Source organism: Geobacter sp. AOG2 (assembly GCF_019972295.1).
Classification (GTDB): domain Bacteria; phylum Desulfobacterota; class Desulfuromonadia; order Geobacterales; family Pseudopelobacteraceae; genus Oryzomonas.
This window is the reverse complement of record NZ_BLJA01000001.1, coordinates 929,829-946,037: the sequence shown is the minus strand read 5'-3', so window position 1 is coordinate 946,037 and position 16,209 is coordinate 929,829. Positions and strand designations below refer to the sequence as shown.

Here is a 16,209-nt window from a genome sequence, read left to right as displayed (position 1 = left end):
ACGCCACTACGGTTTCAGGTATTCTTGATCCTGTTGTTCTCCGCGCCTCTGTGGCTCGGGGGCAAAAATAGTATGACCCTATTCGTGCCGCTCGGACAGCTTTTGCAGCTTTTCCATCTGGAGGATCACCACCTGACTGCCCTGCACCTCGATGATCCCCTCGTCCTTCAGCTTGCGCAGGGTGCGGGAGATGGTCTCGCTGGCGGTGCCGAGCCGGGAGGCGAGCTCACCCTTTCTGACCCCCAGGTCGACGTAGGTGATGCCGCCGTAACTGGACGACTTTTCGGCGGATCGCCGAACCAGGTAGGAGGCCAGACGCGAGGTGACGTCGGCAAAGGAGAGTTCCTCGATCTGGCGGGCGAACTGCCGCAGCATGAGGGACAGGGAGACCACCAGATTGAGGGCGAAGTTGGGATTTCCGGCCATCAGCCCCAGAAAACCCTCCTTGGGAAGAAAGAGCGCCTCACCGGCCGCCAGGGCGCGGGCCTCGGCCGGATAGCGGCCGTCGCCGAAAAAGGCCGCCTCGGCAAAGGTCTCGCGCGGCTGGACGAAATGCAGCACCTTTTCCCGGCCATCATGGGAGACGCGACAGAGCTTGATGCTGCCGGATACCAGCAGGTAAAAACCGGTGGCTTCGTCGCCCTCGCTGAAGAGGGACTCGCCCTTCCGGAACGTGCGGCGCACCGTAATACCGGCCAGCTCGGCCAGATCGTCGTCGTTCAGGCCGGAAAAGAGCAGGGATTTTTTGAGCAGCTCGATCAGTTCCATACAGGCACCAAAACCTTACATCCGCCACAGAGACACAGAGACACGGAGAACGGCACAAGCGAGGAAACAAAAATCTTTTTGGCTAACCCCACAAGGTTTGCTTTTTGGTTTTCTCGATTCTGCCTTTCCTCTGAGTCTCTGTGTCTCTGTGGCAGATTTTCAATCAAGCCTATTTCTTCAAAAACGCGGCGATCTTCTCCGCCACCTGGGGTGCGGTGAACCCGAACTGTTCCGCCAGCACCTTGTCCGGCGCCGAGGCGCCGAAGTGCTCGATGCCGATGAACAGGCCGTCGCATCCCAGGAGCTTGCCCCAGGATTCGCCGCGGCCTGCTTCAAAGGCCACGCGGGGAACGCCGGCCGGGAGCACCTCGTCGCGGTAGGCCGCCGGTTGGGCCAGGAACTCTCCCAGGTTGGGCACGGAGACGATGCGGGCTGCGATGCCCCGTGCCGCCAGGAGGTTTGCCGCCTCAGCCGCCACATGCACCTCGGAGCCGCTGGCCATGACGACCACGTCGGGCTTTCCGGCCGGAGAAACGGCGACATACCCGCCCTTGAGCGCATCGGCGGCGGTAAAGGAGGCGGGACGGGCGATGACCGGAAGTTTCTGGCGGGTAAGGACCAGGACTGTCGGCCCGTTGCCGTGCTGCAGGGCCGCTTGCCAGGCCAGCGCCGTTTCCAGGCCGTCGGCCGGGCGGATTACCTGGAGGCCCGGAATCATGCGGAGGGAGCCCACATGCTCGATCGGCTGGTGGGTGGGGCCGTCCTCGCCGACAAAAAAGGAGTCGTGGGTAAAGATATAGATCGCCTGCAGGTTCATCAGGGCGGAGAGACGGATGGACGGACGGCAGTAGTCGGAAAAGACCAGGAACGTGGCGCCGTAGGGGATAAAGCAGCCGTACAGGGCCATGCCGTTCACCACCGCTCCCATGGCGTGTTCGCGGACGCCGAAATGCAGGTTGCGGCCGGCGAACGCGTCCGCCTGTACGGATGCGGCTCCCTTGATATCGCTGTTGTTGGAAGGCGACAGGTCGGCCGATCCGCCCACCAGGGCCGGAATGAGGGCGGCCGCCTTCTGGAGGACCGTGCCGGAAAGGGCGCGGGTGGCGCCGTCCTTGCCGTCCACCGCGGCGATCAGTTCTTCGGCCAGGGTGGCCGGAATCCTCTTGTTCCACATCTCGTCCCACAGCTTGGCCTTTTCGGGGTTGGCGGCATGCCAGGCGGAGAAGCCGCGCTGCCAGGAGGTGTAACGCCGCTTGAGCGCCTCGACCCGTTCGCGGCAGATGGCACGGACCTCTTCCGGCACCTCGAAGGGGCCATAGTGCCATCCCAGATTGGCCCGCGTGGCGGCGATTTCGTCCTTGCCCAGAGGCGAGCCGTGAGCCCCGGAGGAATCCTGCTTGCCGGGACTGCCGAAAGCGATGTGCGTGGTGGCGATGATGATCGACGGGCGGCCGGTCTCGGCCTTGGCAGCGGCGATGGCGGCCATGATCTGCGTGTAGTCGTGACCGTCGATCTTTTGAACATGCCAGCCGCAGGCGGTAAAACGTCCGGCCACATCCTCGGACCAGGCCAGATTGGTCTTGCCTTCGATGGTGATGCCGTTGTCGTCGTAGAGGTACACCATGTTGCCCAGCTTGAGGTGTCCGGCCAGCGCAGCGGCTTCGTAGCTGATTCCCTCCTGCAGGTCGCCGTCGCCCACCAGGGCATAGATGGTATGATCGATGGGGCTGAAGTCGGCGGTGTTGAAACGTTCCGCCGCCATGCGGCTGGCGATGGCCATGCCGACGCCATTGGCGAAGCCCTGCCCCAACGGCCCGGTGGTTACCTCGACCCCGACGGTATGGCCGTACTCGGGGTGGCCGGGGGTTTTGCTGCCCCACTGGCGGAAGTTTTTCAACTCCTCCAGCGGCAGGTCATAGCCGAACAGGTGCAGAAGCGAATAGAGCAGCATCGAACCGTGGCCGGCCGAGAGGATGAAACGGTCGCGGTTGGGCCAGCGGGGGTCTTCGGGGTTGAAGGAGAGGTAATTGCCCCACAGCGCGAAGGCGTAGTCCGCGGCCCCCATGGGCAATCCGGGGTGGCCGGAATTGGCCTTTTCAACCGCGTCGACGGCGAGAAAACGGATGGCGTCGGCACAGAGCCGGGCCTTGTCTGCTGGAATAACTGCCTGCTGCATATCGTGTGATGCTCCTTTCGGAAATTTATGTAAAATGATTGAATCCCTTGTTGTGCGGGGCATAGCTGCCGCCGTCGGTCGAAACGGCCCTTACCTCGGGCAAGGCTGTTACTATACCAACAGGCCGAGCATCAATGCCACTTTTTTTCATAAGTTGGGCAATTTTTTCCCGATTGGCTGCGGGGGCGGTAAAGGCCAGTTCGTAGTCTTCGCCGCCGGCCAGGGCCAGATCATGCCGGGGGGTGGGATGGGAGAGGAGGACGGTGCGAAAGGCCGGCGAAAGCGGGAGGGTGTCGAGGCGAATCGTGCCGCCGCACGCGGATTGCTCGGCAATATGGCCGAAATCGGCCAAGAGTCCGTCGCTGATGTCGATCATGGCCGACACCAGCCCTGCCTCCGCCAATGCCCGGCCGACGGCAGCCCGCGGGGACGGATCGAGCAGGCGGGAGAGGAGGCATTCCTTATCCTCCGCCGTCAAGGGGGAGGCCGTTTCCCCTTTCTCCAGCAATTCCAGCCCCAGGGCGGCGTCTCCCAGGGTTCCGGTCACCCAGATGTCGTCATCGGGACGCGCGCCGGAACGGCGCACGATCATTCCCGGTTCCTGTTCTCCCATGATGGTGACGGAGATGGTCAGCCCGGCGCGGGAGGAACAGGTATCGCCACCGATCAGCGCCACGCCGTGTTCCGCGGCCATGGCCAGAAAACCGCGGCTGAATGCGTCCAGAAATTCCAGTGGGGTATCGGGAGGAACGGCAAGGGAAAGGAGCGCCCAGCGGGGGATGCCCCCCATGGCGGCGATATCGGAGATGCTGACCGCCAGGGATTTGCGCCCCAGGCGATAGGGGTCGTGCCACAGGCGGCGAAAGTGCACATCCTCCACCAGCATGTCGGTTGAGGTCAACAACTGCATGCCGGGGGAAAGGGCGGTTACGGCGGCGTCATCACCGATACCGGTGATGACGCCTCTACCGTCGGTCACGCCGGAAGCGATACGGGAGATCAGGCCGAATTCGCCCAACTCTCCGATCTTCACCCCCGGGCCCCGGCCGAAATTTCCTTACGGGGCCGCATCAGCACCTTGGGGGTGGCTTCGCCGGTGCGCGACTTTTTCGCAGGCTCCTTGGGGGTTGACGGCGCAGGCGGCGGAAACTTCTCCAGGGCCAGCTTCAGGACCTCGCCCACCTCATGCACCGGGACGATCTTTACCTTCTTGAGGATCTCGGCCGGGATATCCTCCAGATCCTTCTTGTTCTGTTCAGGGATGATGACCATGCGCATCCGCGCGCGCACCGCCGCCAGGATCTTTTCCTTGAGCCCGCCGATGGGAAGCACCTTGCCCCGCAAGGTGACCTCTCCGGTCATGGCCACGTCCTTTTTGACCGGGATGCGCGTCAGGACCGACACCAGCGCCGTGGTCATGGCGATGCCCGCCGACGGGCCGTCCTTGGGGATGGCGCCGGCCGGAACATGGACGTGGATCTCGTGCTCCTGAAAAAACTCCGGGTTGATGCGCAGGTTGTCTGCATGGGCGCGGATATAGGAGTGAGCCGCCTGGACCGACTCCTTCATCACGTCCCCCAACTGCCCGGTCAGGGTCAGGGCGCTCTTGCCCTTCATCAGGGTGGCCTCGATATGCAGGATCTCGCCCCCCACCGGCGTCCAGGCCAAACCGTTGACCACGCCGACCTCGTTCTTGTCCAGGTCCTCTTCCCTCAGATACTTGGGCGCGCCCAGGAAGGAGTGCAGGTTCTTGGCCCCGACCTTGATGGCTCGCGAGCTTCCTTCGGCCACTTTGCGCGCCACCTTGCGGCACACCGTGCCGATCTGCCGCTCCAGGTTGCGCAAGCCGGCCTCACGGGTGTACTTGGAGATGATCTCGCTGATGGCGTCGTCATCGAAGCTGATATGCTTCGCCTTGAGGCCGTTTTCCTTCATCTGGCGCGGCACCAGGTAGCGGCGGGCGATCTCCAGCTTCTCCTCCTCGGTGTACCCGGCCAGGTTGATGACCTCCATGCGGTCGCGCAGGGCCGACGGCACCGGGTCGATCTGGTTGGCCGTGGCGATGAACATGACGTTGGAGAGGTTGAACGGCATATTGATGTAGTGGTCGGAGAACGAGTGGTTCTGCTCCGGGTCCAAGACCTCCAGCAGCGCCGACGACGGGTCGCCCTTGTAGTCGTAGCCCAACTTGTCCAACTCGTCCAGCATGAATACCGGGTTATTGGTGCCCGCCTGTTTCATCCCCTGGATGATGCGCCCCGGCAGGGCGCCGATGTAGGTCCGGCGGTGGCCGCGGATCTCGGCCTCATCCCGCACTCCGCCCAGGGATATGCGCACGAACTTGCGGTTCATGGCCCGGGCGATGGATTTGCCCAGGGAGGTCTTGCCGACCCCCGGAGGGCCCACGAAGCACAGGATCGGCCCCTTCATCTTCTTCTTCAGCTTGCGCACCGCCAGGAACTCCAGGATGCGCTCCTTGATCTTGTCCAGGTAGTAGTGGTCGTCGTCCAGGATCTCCTTGGCGCGGACGATGTCCAGGCTGTCCCGGCTGGACTTGCTCCAGGGGAGTTCCACCAGCCAGTCCAGATAGCTGCGGATGATGCCCGCCTCACCGGCGTCCGGATGCATGTTCTCCAGGCGGCTCAGTTGCTTGAGGGCTTCCTTCTGGGCCGCTTCGGGCATCTTGGCGGTCTCGATGGCCTTTTTGATCTCGGCGATCTCCTCCTTGCCTTCACCATCCCCCAACTCCTGCTGAATGGCGCGCATCTGCTCCCGCAGATAGTATTCCCGCTGGTTCTTGCCCATCTCCTCGCGGGCGGCGCTCTGGATCTTCGCCTGTACGCTGAGCAGTTCCACCTCGCGGTTCAGGAAGTCGTTGACCTTGGTCAGACGCAGGATCGGGTTGCTCATCTCCAGCAGTTGTTGGGCATCGGCCACCTTCAATCCCAGGTTGCTGGCGATCAGGTCGGCCATGCTGCCGGGGTCCTGGATATTCTCCAGAATCACCATAACCTCGGGGGAGACCTGCTTGCCCAGCTCGATGACCTTGGTCAACTGCTCGCGCACGGTGCGCACCAACGCCTCCGTCTCCAGGGAGATGTCCTGGAGGGGGGCATCGACCATCTTCTCGACCCGTACCGTGTGAAACGGCTTCTCCGTAACATACTCGGTGATGCGGGCCTTGCTCAACCCCTGGACGAGGATCTTCACCCTGCCGTCCGGCAGTTTGAGCATGCGCATGATCATGGCGACCGTACCGACCTCATAGATCTTGTCCGGCGTGGGGTCTTCCTCGCCGATCTCGTGCTGGGTGGCCAGGAGGATCATGCGGTCTCCGGCCAGGGCGCTGTCGACGGCCTTGACCGACATCTCGCGCCCCACGAAGAGCGGGATAATCATGAAGGGATAGACCACCACATCGCGCACCGGCAAAAGCGGCAGCACCTCGGGGATCTTCAGGTCCTCCGAATCAGTTTTTTCCATGTCTTTATCTATCTCGCTCAATCTCGTATCTCCTTTATCGTTACCTGCCGGTCGCCGGACTTGGGGTATCTCACCCGCAGAACACCGTTGCGGTATTCGGCCCTGATGGCGCATGTATCAATACAGCCGGGAATATGAAGCGCATGATGGAAACGGCCGTAACTCCGTTCGAGGCAGACATAGCGGGCGCCGTCGTCGGCCTGCTCGCAAGGGCGCTGCGCCTCAAGCACCAGGGTCGTGCCATGCTGCGTCAGACTGATGTCCTCGACGCGGAAACCGGGCAGATCGAATTCCAGGACAATCTCGTCGCAGGTCTCGTACATATCCACCGGCGGATGATTCTCACCCTCGCCAAAGACATCGCGAAGTTCAAGGGCATCCAGCAGATCGCGAATCTCACCGAGATGCCGACCGAAGAGTTCCTGCTGGAACGGTTGCCTGCGGGAAAAGCGCGGCATATAACCACCTTGCGCACATCGTTAATAGGACGGACTTTTTGACTGTTGGAAAGGTAAACATTCCCCACGACAAAGTCAAGGCACACATTCGAGCGTAGACACAATCACGGGCCAAGTTCGCGGTATCCGGGGCAGCGGGCGCCTTGAAAGCGGCCCGGGTTCGTCCCCCGCCCCACGTATTTTTTTATTTGATTGACTTACGCAGGAATATTCAATAGAAGAACAAATTTGTTCGATCTGTTTTGAAATCCGCGCTCAGCCGACACATTACTAGGGTAAAGAGCTATCTATCCCGTTACGTACGATGGGTACCTGCAAATAACGACGAAAGTTGGTAAACGGCCTATGGAACGCTGGTCAATTAACGAGTCCGTAAAACTCTACAATATGGACAACTGGGGCGCCGACCTGTTCTCCGTCAACAAGAAGGGGAACATCTGCGTCCACCCATCCTCCAGTTCCAAGCAATCCATCGACCTGCGCGCCCTGGTCGACGACCTGATCAAGCGCAAGATCAAGCCCCCGATCCTGCTGCGCTTCATGGACGTGCTCCAGGGGCGGATCGCCAGCATCAACCGCGTGTTCAAGAGCGCCATCCAGGAAAACGACTATCCGGCCAAGTACCAGACCTTCTTCCCCATCAAGGTCAACCAGCAACGCCAGGTGGTCGAGGCTATCGCCAACTTCGGCAAACGCTACAACATCGGCCTGGAAGTGGGCTCGAAGCCGGAGTTGGTCGCCGGCATCTCCATCTCCACCGGCAACGGCCTGCCGATCCTCTGCAACGGCTACAAGGATACCGAATATATAGAGACCGTACTCTACGCCACCAAGATCGGCTACGACATCACCCTGACGGTGGAAAAGCTGTTCGAGTTGGAAAAGATCATTGAGCTGTCGAAAAAAACCGGCATCCAGCCCAAACTCGGCATCCGGGTGAAGCTCTCCTCCAAGGGGACCGGCAAATGGGCCACCTCCGGCGGCGAGGACGCCAAGTTCGGCCTGCGCATGTCCGAGATCATCGCCGCCATCCGCATGCTGGAGGAAAACGGGCTGCTCGGCTGCGTCAAGCTGCTCCATTTCCACATCGGCAGCCAGATCACCAAGATCGACAAGATCAAGACCGCCCTGATCGAGGGGACCCGCATCTACACCGAGATGCGCAAACTGGGAGTCGGCATCGACTTCCTCGACATCGGCGGCGGCCTGGGGGTCGACTACGACGGCTCCAAGTCCAGCTACTTCTCCAGCGTCAACTACACCGTGGAGGAGTACGCCAACGACGTCATCTACCAGATCAAGAACATCTGCGACGAGGCCGGGGTCGAATGCCCCAACATCATCTCCGAGTCGGGCCGCGCCACGGTTGCCCACTATTCGGTGCTGGTCACCAACGTTCTCAATACCAACACCCAGAACCTGATGCCCGATTTCGAGGAGATCCTGGCCCAGGCCGAAAACCTGGCTCCCACGGTCAAGAAACTCATGGACATCTACAAGAGCATCGACCGCTACTCCCTGCGCGAGGACTACCACGACACCCTGCAACTGATCAACGAGGCGGTCAGCCTGTTCAACCTGGGCTACCTGACGCTCAACGATCGCGCCATCGCCGAGTGGCTCTACTCCAAGATCATCAAAAAGATCAACAGCATCGTCGAGAAGATCAAGCCGATCCCCGAGGAGTTGCAGAACTTCCAGCTGGCCCTGCGCCAGACCTATTTCGCCAATTTTTCCCTGTTCCAGTCGATCCCGGACTCCTGGGCCATCGATCAGCTCTTCCCCATCATGCCGCTGCAACGGCTCAACCAGAAACCGGACGTCATGGCCTCCATCGCCGATATCACCTGCGACTCGGACGGCGAGATCACCAGTTTCGTCGGCGAGAACGGCAGAACCAAGTTCCTCCCGCTCCACCGCATCCGCAAGGAAGAGGACTACTTCATCGGCTTCTTCCTCATCGGCGCCTACCAGGAGATCCTGGGGGACATGCACAACCTGTTCGGCGACACCAATGCCGTGCACATCACCTTCAACAAGAAAACCGGCTACATGATCGACACCGTGATCAACGGCGATGCCTGCTGGGAGAGTTTGAAGTACGTCCAGTACAAGGGGCCGGAGATCCTCAAGCATGTCAGGGACAATCTGGAGAAGAGCGTCGCCCTGCGGAAGATCTCCATCGAGGAGAGCAGCCACTTCATCGAACTTCTGGACCGGACGCTTTTGGGCTATACCTATCTGGGCGAATAACGTTTGACAGGTTGTTGAAAAACAGCCATCTCGCCGCCATCCTCGAAAGCCGCCTTGTGCGGCGTAGCGCTGCTACGCCTCCGCGGGTCTTTCTGCGGGTGCGACGATCTGACTATTTTTGAACAACCTGAGCATTCAACAACCTCTTAATACACTAAATTCTGAATTCGTGACGCCTCCGTCGGACACTGTGACATCCCGGCATCACGAATTCATGTTAATGTTAAAGTTTTGTTACGGGCATTGCGCCGGCCGGCGAATGCCCGTAGTATCATTTTTCACTATGTAACCAAGCTGAGCAGCGTCAGATTCGCGATGATAACGGCGATGGTAAGGAGGCAGGCCCGCAGGCGTAGCAGCGCTACGTCGAGGAGCAGGCCGACGAACCGGTGTCGTTAGGGCGCGAATATGGCGTTGCGCCCCCAGGAAGGAGATTTACATGAGCAAAGTCCTCATCATCGGCGCCGGCGGCGTCGGCCAGGTTGTGACCCACAAATGCGCCCAGCGTCGGGACATCTTCAGCGAGATCACCCTGGCCTCCCGCACCAAGTCCAAATGCGACGCCATTGCGGCCCAGATAGCGACGCCGGTGGCCACCGCCCAAGTAGACGCCGACAACGTGCCCGAACTGGTCGCGTTGATCAAAAAGGAACAGCCGAAACTGGTAATCAACGTTGCCCTGCCTTACCAGGACCTGCACATCATGGATGCCTGCCTGGAGACCGGCGTGGATTACCTGGACACCGCCAACTACGAACCGCTGGACACCGCCAAATTCGAATACTCCTGGCAGTGGGCCTACCAGGAGCGGTTCAAGCAGGCCGGGATCATGGCGCTTTTGGGCTCCGGCTTCGATCCGGGCGTGACCAACGTCTACACCGCCCTGGCGGCCAAAAAATATCTGGACGAGGTCCTGGAGATCGACATCATCGACGCCAACGCCGGGTCCCACGGCCAGCCCTTCGCCACCAACTTCAACCCGGAGATCAACATCCGCGAGGTGACCGCCACCTGCCGCCACTGGGAAAACGGCCGCTTCATGGAGACGCCGCCGCTCTCCACCAAGCGGGTCTTCGACTTTCCCGACGGCATCGGCCCCATGAACATCTATCGTCTCTATCACGAGGAGATGGAGTCCCTGGTCAAGCATATCCCCACCATCAAAAAGGCCCAGTTCTGGATGACCTTCTCGGACAACTACCTGAAGCATCTGGAGGTGCTGCAGAATGTAGGGATGACCCGCATCGACGAGGTTGAGTACAACGGCCAGAAGATCGTGCCGATCCAGTTCTTGAAGGCGCTCCTGCCCGACCCCGGTTCCCTGGGTCCCTTGACCAAGGGCAAAACCTGCATCGGCGTCATCGCCCGGGGCCTCAAGGACGGCAAACGCAAACAGGTCTATATCTACAACATCTGCGACCACGAGGCCTGCTACAAGGAAGTGCAATCCCAGGCCATCAGCTACACCACCGGCGTGCCGGCCGTGGTGGGCGCCATCATGATGCTCACCGGCAAATGGCACAGCCCCGGCGTCTGGAACATGGAGCAGTTCGACCCGGAGTTGTTCCTTGATGTGTTGGGACCCATGGGACTGCCGACGGTGGTCGTGGACGGGGGAGATTGGCCGGAACTGTGAGAAACGCCATATTTGCGCCCTGACGGCACCGGCTCCTGCGGAGGCTCATCGACGTAGCGCTGCTACGCCTCTCTCGCCTCCTCGTCGCCGGCACCGTCATCATCGCAAATCTGACATTTCTTGTGGAAAAAACCGATCTTATCAACAACGGGCATCTTTTGGCTTCAACGCCTTCATGTCAAAAAAGGTTTATACTGTGACCGGTATCGACATCGACAAAATCCTTGAACTCGCCCCCTCCCCGGCCTATGTGGTGGACCTGGGCAGGCTGCGCCACAACCTGGCCATTCTGGACGAGGTGCAGAAGCGCAGCGGGGCCAAGATCCTCATGGCGATGAAGGCCTTCTCCATGTGGAGCGTGTTCCCCATCATCCGTGAAACCCTGCATGGCGTCTGCGCCAGTTCCCCCTGGGAGGCGCGCCTGGGGCGGGAGGAGTTCGGACGCGAGGTGCACAGCTTCGCCGCGGCCTTTAAGTTGAGCGACGTTGCGGAACTGCTGCCCATCTCCAACCATCTGGTCTTCAATTCTTTCAACCAGTTGGAGCGCTTCCGGCCCCTGTGGGAGAAGGAACGGGGACGGGTTTCCATCGGCCTGCGGGTCAATCCCGAACACTCCGAGGGACACACCCCCATCTACGACCCCTGTGCACCGACGTCGCGGTTGGGCATCCCGCGGGCGGAATTCGAGGGGCGGTCCCTGGAAGGGGTGGAGGGGCTGCACTTCCATACCCTCTGCGAGCAGTTGTTCGAACCGCTGGAGCGGACGGCACGGGCGTTCGAGGAAAAGTTCGGTGAGTTCCTGCCCCGCATGAAGTGGCTCAACCTGGGGGGCGGCCACCACATCACCCGCGAAGGGTACGACATCGACGGCCTGGTGGAACTGGTGACGTATTTCCGCGAGAAGTACGGCCTGGATGTCTATCTGGAGCCGGGCGAGGCCATCGCCATCGGCACCGGCGTCCTGGTGGGCGAGGTTCTGGACGTGGTGCACAACCAGATGGACATTGCCATCCTGGACGTCTCGGCCACCTGCCACATGCCGGACATCCTGGAGATGCCCTACCGTCCCGATATCGAGGGCGGCTTCGATCCCGGTGAAAAGGCCCACACCTACCGTCTGGGCGGTCCGTCCTGCCTGGCGGGGGACATCATCGGCGACTGGTCCTTCGACCGGCCGCTGAAGACGGGCGACCGGTTGGCCTTTTTGGACATGGCCCACTACACCATGGTCAAGACCACCACCTTCAACGGTATCCAGCACCCGGCCATCTGCACCTTTGAGCCGCAGACCGGCCAACTGAAGGTCGTGCGGAGCTTCGACTACGCGGATTTCAAGTCGCGGCTATCATAAATCACCACATCATTTTTGCCACGGAGCCACAGAGACGCGGAGAAAACCAGAAACAAGATTATTGAATAATTCCGGGGTTATTGACTGCCGCCGGTTTTCCTCGATGTAAGATTTTCTCTGAGCCTCTGTGGCTCTGTGGCAAACCAGACTTTGATTATCACGAGGTATCACATGGAACTGAAAACGAGAATATGGATGACCGGCGCGCTGGAGTGGTACGGCTATATAGGCGACCAGGAGATGTTCCTCGGCCAACGTTCCTTCCCCAATCCCCTGGAGGAGGGGGACGAGTGGACCACCGAGATCGGCGACATGTTCAAGGTCATTGACGGCGAGATCCGCCTGATGGGAAAAACCGAGCCCCCCCGGAAGTTCTGGTAGGCTGCGAAGGGCGGAGTTCCCGCCCTTCCCTTCTTTTCGCGTCTCCGCGCTTTACTTCGTGTCGGCGCTCTGCTATCACCATCCCATGTCCGCCCGTCCGCCCCACATCATAGAGGTTGCCATCCCGCTCCACCTGGACCGCACCTTCCACTACCGCGTCCCTCCGGGCCTGGAGGGACAGATCCTTGCCGGGCGGCGCGCCTTCGTCCCCTTCGGCCGCCGCCGGTTGACCGGCTACATCCTGGGCGATGCAACGGAACCCCCATCCCACGAGCTGAAAGATATCCTGGAGGTGCTGGACCCGGACCCGCTCTGGACGGACAATGAACTGGAGTTTTTCCGCTGGGTGGCGGCCTACTATCTGCACCCCCTGGGTGAAGTTCTCAAAACGGCACTCCCCGCCGGCATCAATATCCAGGACCGCAAGGGAGGGAGCCGGTCGGGCGACGTCAGCGGCGGAAGGGCCGTCAAGACGGAGGTCGTCTACCGCGCCGCAACGCCGGCCGAGTCTGCGCACCACCTGGGCAACAAGGCGGCCGCCATCCTGGAGGTGATCGGGGAGGCGGGCGACATCCCGGCCGCCGAATTGCGGCGGCGTTTCGGCACCTGTTCGCCGCAGCTCAAACGGCTGGCGGAATTGGGCCTCGTGACGGGCGAAACACGGGAGGTCTATCGCAACCCGTTCGGGGACGACACGGTGGAACGCGATACCCCGCGGCTCCTCTCCCCCCACCAGCAGACGGCCCTGGATACCCTCTGCACGGCCCTGGACCGGCACGCCTTCGCCCCGTTCCTGCTGCACGGCGTAACCGGCAGCGGCAAGACCGAGGTCTATCTTCAGGCCATCGCCAGGGTTCTGGAACAGGGCAAAAACGCCCTGGTGCTGGTACCGGAGATCGCGCTGACCCCGCAACTGGTACAGCGTTTCCGCGCCCGCTTCGGTCACGGCATCGCCATCCTGCACAGCGGCCTTTCCGACGGCGAGCGCTACGACGAGTGGCGGCGCATCAGGCGCGGCCAGGCCCGCATCGTCATCGGCGCCCGCTCGGCCATCTTCGCCCCCCTGGCCGGGATCGGCATCATCATCGTCGACGAAGAGCACGAATCGTCCTTCAAACAGGCCGACGGCCTGCGGTACAACGCCCGCGACCTGGCCCTGGTCCGGGGCAGGATGGAGCACGCCGTGGTCCTGCTCGGATCGGCCACGCCGCTGATCACCAGCCTCTATGCCGCGGAGCACGGCAAGCTGGGCCTCCTTACCCTGCCGGAGCGGGTCGAACAGCGCCCCATGCCCACCGTTGAACTGGCCCCCATGAAGGGGGTTGCCACGGCCATCAGCCCACTTCTGGCCCCGGCCCTGGAGGCGACCCTGGCCGCCGGAGAGCAGGCGATCATCTTTCTCAACCGGCGCGGCTTCGCCACCTACCTGGTCTGCGCGGAGTGCGGCGCGCCCCTGGCGTGCCCCAACTGCTCCGTGTCCCTCACCTACCATCGCCAGCGGGGCCAGAGTGTCTGCCACTACTGCGATTACGCCATCCCCGCCCCCGGCATCTGTCCGGCCTGCGGCTGCCAGGAGTTGAAGGAGCTGGGGGCGGGCACCGAACGGCTGGAGCATGACCTGCGCGAACTCCTGCCCCAGGCGCGCATCCTGCGCATGGACAGCGACACCACCGGCGGCAAGGGAAGCCACGGGCGCCTGCTGGCCCGCATGTCCGACGGCAGCGCCGACATCCTGGTGGGGACCCAGATGATCGCCAAGGGACACGACTTCCCCGGCGTGACCCTGGTGGGGGTCGTCAACGCCGAAGCCAGCCTGGCCATGCCCGACTTCCGCGCGGCCGAACGCACCTTTCAACTCCTGTCCCAGGTCATCGGCCGGGCAGGCCGGGGCGATACCCCCGGCAGGGTGGTCGTCCAGGCGCAGAGCAGCGACCACTACGCCATCCAACATGCCGTACGGCACGACGGCGACGCTTTCTACCGTCAGGAATTGGAGTTCCGCCGCGAGGTCGGCTATCCCCCCTTCACCTTCCTGGCGTGTCTCGGCTTTTCCGGTACGGCGGAGAAGCCGGTGGAAGAGCATGCCGAGGCCGTGACCCGGATGCTCTCGCAACTGAAACGGGAAAAGGGTCTGCGCGTGGAGATCCTGGGGCCGGCGCCGGCCCCCCTGTACCGCCTGCGGGGCCGCTTCCGCCGCCAGATCCTGCTCAAGGCCACGACCCGCAACGACCTGCGCCGCCTGATCGCCGCCTGGCGGCAGAACCGCACAGCGACTTCACCTATCCGCGAATCCGTGGATATCGATCCGGTCGATATGATGTAGCGGATGGGCCTAAAACCGACAAGTCTGCAGAGAGACGCAGAGACACAAAGAAAATCAAAACCTGCCACAGAGACACGGAGACACAGAGAAAAGCAGAAACAATTTTTCGGTAATGCCGTCATTGAGAATGATTTTTTTCTTGCCTTACCCCTGGTTTTCTCAGTGTCTCTGTGTCTCTGTGGCAGATGTCGGCCTGCCTGTCTAAATAAAAAAAAACGGCCCTTCCGTGTGCGGGAAAGGCCGTTGGCATTATGGGCTGCTGCGGAAGATTCGACTCTAACGCAGCTTGGCTGTCAGGAAGAGTTCGACGGTTACGATCTCGTTCACCAGGTGCATGCCCAGTTTTTCGAAAAACCGCCCCGAGCCGTAAAGGACCCCCCAGTGCGTGCGGTCGAGATCGCACAACACCCTGGCCTTGAGCTGATCGTCCGGCTGGAGCACCACCTCGGCCGTGAGCGGCAGATCCCTGCGCACGCCTTTCAGTTCGAGACTGCCCGTCACCTGGTAGACAAGAGAAGAGCTGGACGCCTCCGGGAGGAGTTCCGATCCGGCGATGGCATACACCGCCGACGGGTAGTTGCCCACATCGAAGAAGTCGTCGGATTTCAGGTGACTCACCAGCATGCTGTTGTACCCTTCATCCTTCAGATCCAGATTTGCGATGGACCGCATGTCCAGGGTAATGCTTCCGCCTGCCGGCACCCCCTTTTTCACTTCCACCTCACCGCCCGATACGGCGATGGTGCCGTTGTGCCTGCCGTTCAGGTTGCGCCCCGTCCACTCCAGCCGGCTGGCGGAGGTGTCGACGGCATACAGCCCGTCCTTGAGGGCCATTTCCACGACGGCCGGGCCTTCGCCGCTTTCAAGTCCATAACCGGCGGCCCGCCAGGCCGCCAGCCCCCCGGCCAGTTCGCGTACGTCGCGATATCCCGCGCGCCTCAGCTTTTCCGCCGCAACCGCGGCCTCATGCGAGCGGGCGCTGGCGCCATATACCACCAGGGGCAGATCCCGGCCGCTGGCGAGGCCTGTCAGGTTTTCCAGAAACGCCACCTCATAAACACAGGCATTGCCCGCGCCCGGGATATGCCCGTCCCCATAGTATTCGGGGGGAAGCACGTCGATCAGACAGACCGGGCCGCCCGAGTCCAGCAAAGATTTCAATTCACCTGTAGAGATACTGGACAACATGGTTATCACACACCTTTCACCCGCGAACGCCGTTCCCTCGGCCGCCCGGCCGGGTTAGCCTCCCGCCGGGCAACCATCCTGACGATGCGCCGGAAAACGGGAATCAGCGGCTTTCGTTGCCGGAACCCCTCCTTCCATCACCTTTTCCGAGCAGCGTATACAATGCGGGAGTATCATTTATTTCCTCAGTAT

11 protein-coding genes are annotated in these 16,209 nt (G+C 61.6%); 5 read left to right on the top strand and 6 right to left on the bottom strand.

Annotated elements, in window-relative coordinates:
• Positions 1-78 precede the first annotated feature (78 nt).
• The 5 genes from LDN12_RS04370 to LDN12_RS04350 all read right to left on the bottom strand — a co-directional run bounded on the left by LDN12_RS04370 (position 79) and on the right by LDN12_RS04350 (position 6,885).
• Positions 79-768, bottom strand: coding sequence for a Crp/Fnr family transcriptional regulator (locus LDN12_RS04370; RefSeq protein WP_223921466.1), 690 nt, complete (start codon positions 766-768; stop codon positions 79-81).
• Between the two features lie 169 nt (positions 769-937).
• On the bottom strand, positions 938-2,944 hold the full coding sequence (tkt, locus tag LDN12_RS04365; protein ID WP_223921465.1) for a transketolase: 2,007 nt from the start codon (positions 2,942-2,944) through the stop codon (positions 938-940).
• Between the two features lie 25 nt (positions 2,945-2,969).
• The gene (thiL, locus tag LDN12_RS04360; RefSeq protein ID WP_223921464.1) at positions 2,970-3,977 is read right to left on the bottom strand and encodes a thiamine-phosphate kinase; all 1,008 of its coding nucleotides are present in this window, start codon (positions 3,975-3,977) and stop codon (positions 2,970-2,972) included.
• The gene (gene lon / locus LDN12_RS04355) at positions 3,974-6,427 is read right to left on the bottom strand and encodes an endopeptidase La (protein WP_223924023.1); all 2,454 of its coding nucleotides are present in this window, start codon (positions 6,425-6,427) and stop codon (positions 3,974-3,976) included. The genes thiL and lon overlap by 4 nt, the downstream gene beginning before the upstream one ends.
• Positions 6,428-6,444: 17 nt before the next feature.
• Positions 6,445-6,885 carry an Hsp20/alpha crystallin family protein gene (locus tag LDN12_RS04350; RefSeq protein WP_223921463.1) on the bottom strand — a complete coding sequence of 147 codons (441 nt, stop codon included), beginning with the start codon at positions 6,883-6,885 and terminating at the stop codon, positions 6,445-6,447.
• 345 nt (positions 6,886-7,230) lie between these two features.
• Here LDN12_RS04350 and speA point away from each other — a divergent pair, with 345 nt between their 5' ends.
• The 5 genes from speA to priA all read left to right on the top strand — a co-directional run bounded on the left by speA (position 7,231) and on the right by priA (position 14,829).
• Entirely contained in the window at positions 7,231-9,138 is a 1,908-nt protein-coding gene (speA, locus tag LDN12_RS04345; protein WP_223921462.1) for an arginine decarboxylase, read from the top strand.
• A 439-nt stretch (positions 9,139-9,577) separates the two neighbouring features.
• A complete protein-coding gene (locus LDN12_RS04340) occupies positions 9,578-10,774 on the top strand; it encodes a saccharopine dehydrogenase family protein (protein ID WP_223921461.1) in 1,197 nt (398 codons plus the stop codon).
• Between the two features lie 196 nt (positions 10,775-10,970).
• Complete coding sequence (gene nspC / locus LDN12_RS04335; RefSeq protein WP_223921460.1) at positions 10,971-12,125, top strand: carboxynorspermidine decarboxylase; 1,155 nt, start codon at positions 10,971-10,973, stop codon at positions 12,123-12,125.
• Between the two features lie 171 nt (positions 12,126-12,296).
• Positions 12,297-12,506 carry a hypothetical protein gene (locus LDN12_RS04330; RefSeq protein WP_223921459.1) on the top strand — a complete coding sequence of 70 codons (210 nt, stop codon included), beginning with the start codon at positions 12,297-12,299 and terminating at the stop codon, positions 12,504-12,506.
• 85 nt (positions 12,507-12,591) lie between these two features.
• Positions 12,592-14,829, top strand: coding sequence for a primosomal protein N' (priA, locus tag LDN12_RS04325; RefSeq protein ID WP_223924022.1), 2,238 nt, complete (start codon positions 12,592-12,594; stop codon positions 14,827-14,829).
• A 276-nt stretch (positions 14,830-15,105) separates the two neighbouring features.
• Here the strand turns inward: priA and LDN12_RS04320 are convergent, their stop codons facing one another.
• Complete coding sequence (locus LDN12_RS04320; RefSeq protein ID WP_223921458.1) at positions 15,106-16,017, bottom strand: YceI family protein; 912 nt, start codon at positions 16,015-16,017, stop codon at positions 15,106-15,108.
• Positions 16,018-16,209: the final 192 nt, after the last annotated feature.

Coding starts and splice junctions, on each gene's coding strand:
- LDN12_RS04370 (WP_223921466.1), bottom strand. CDS start 768: ATGGAACTGATCGAGCTGCTCAAAAAATCCCTGCTCTTTTCCGGCCTG.
- tkt (WP_223921465.1), bottom strand. CDS start 2,944: ATGCAGCAGGCAGTTATTCCAGCAGACAAGGCCCGGCTCTGTGCCGAC.
- lon (WP_223924023.1), bottom strand. CDS start 6,427: ATGGAAAAAACTGATTCGGAGGACCTGAAGATCCCCGAGGTGCTGCCG.
- LDN12_RS04350 (WP_223921463.1), bottom strand. CDS start 6,885: ATGCCGCGCTTTTCCCGCAGGCAACCGTTCCAGCAGGAACTCTTCGGT.
- speA (WP_223921462.1), top strand. CDS start 7,231: ATGGAACGCTGGTCAATTAACGAGTCCGTAAAACTCTACAATATGGAC.
- LDN12_RS04340 (WP_223921461.1), top strand. CDS start 9,578: ATGAGCAAAGTCCTCATCATCGGCGCCGGCGGCGTCGGCCAGGTTGTG.
- LDN12_RS04330 (WP_223921459.1), top strand. CDS start 12,297: ATGGAACTGAAAACGAGAATATGGATGACCGGCGCGCTGGAGTGGTAC.
- priA (WP_223924022.1), top strand. CDS start 12,592: ATGTCCGCCCGTCCGCCCCACATCATAGAGGTTGCCATCCCGCTCCAC.
- LDN12_RS04320 (WP_223921458.1), bottom strand. CDS start 16,017: ATGTTGTCCAGTATCTCTACAGGTGAATTGAAATCTTTGCTGGACTCG.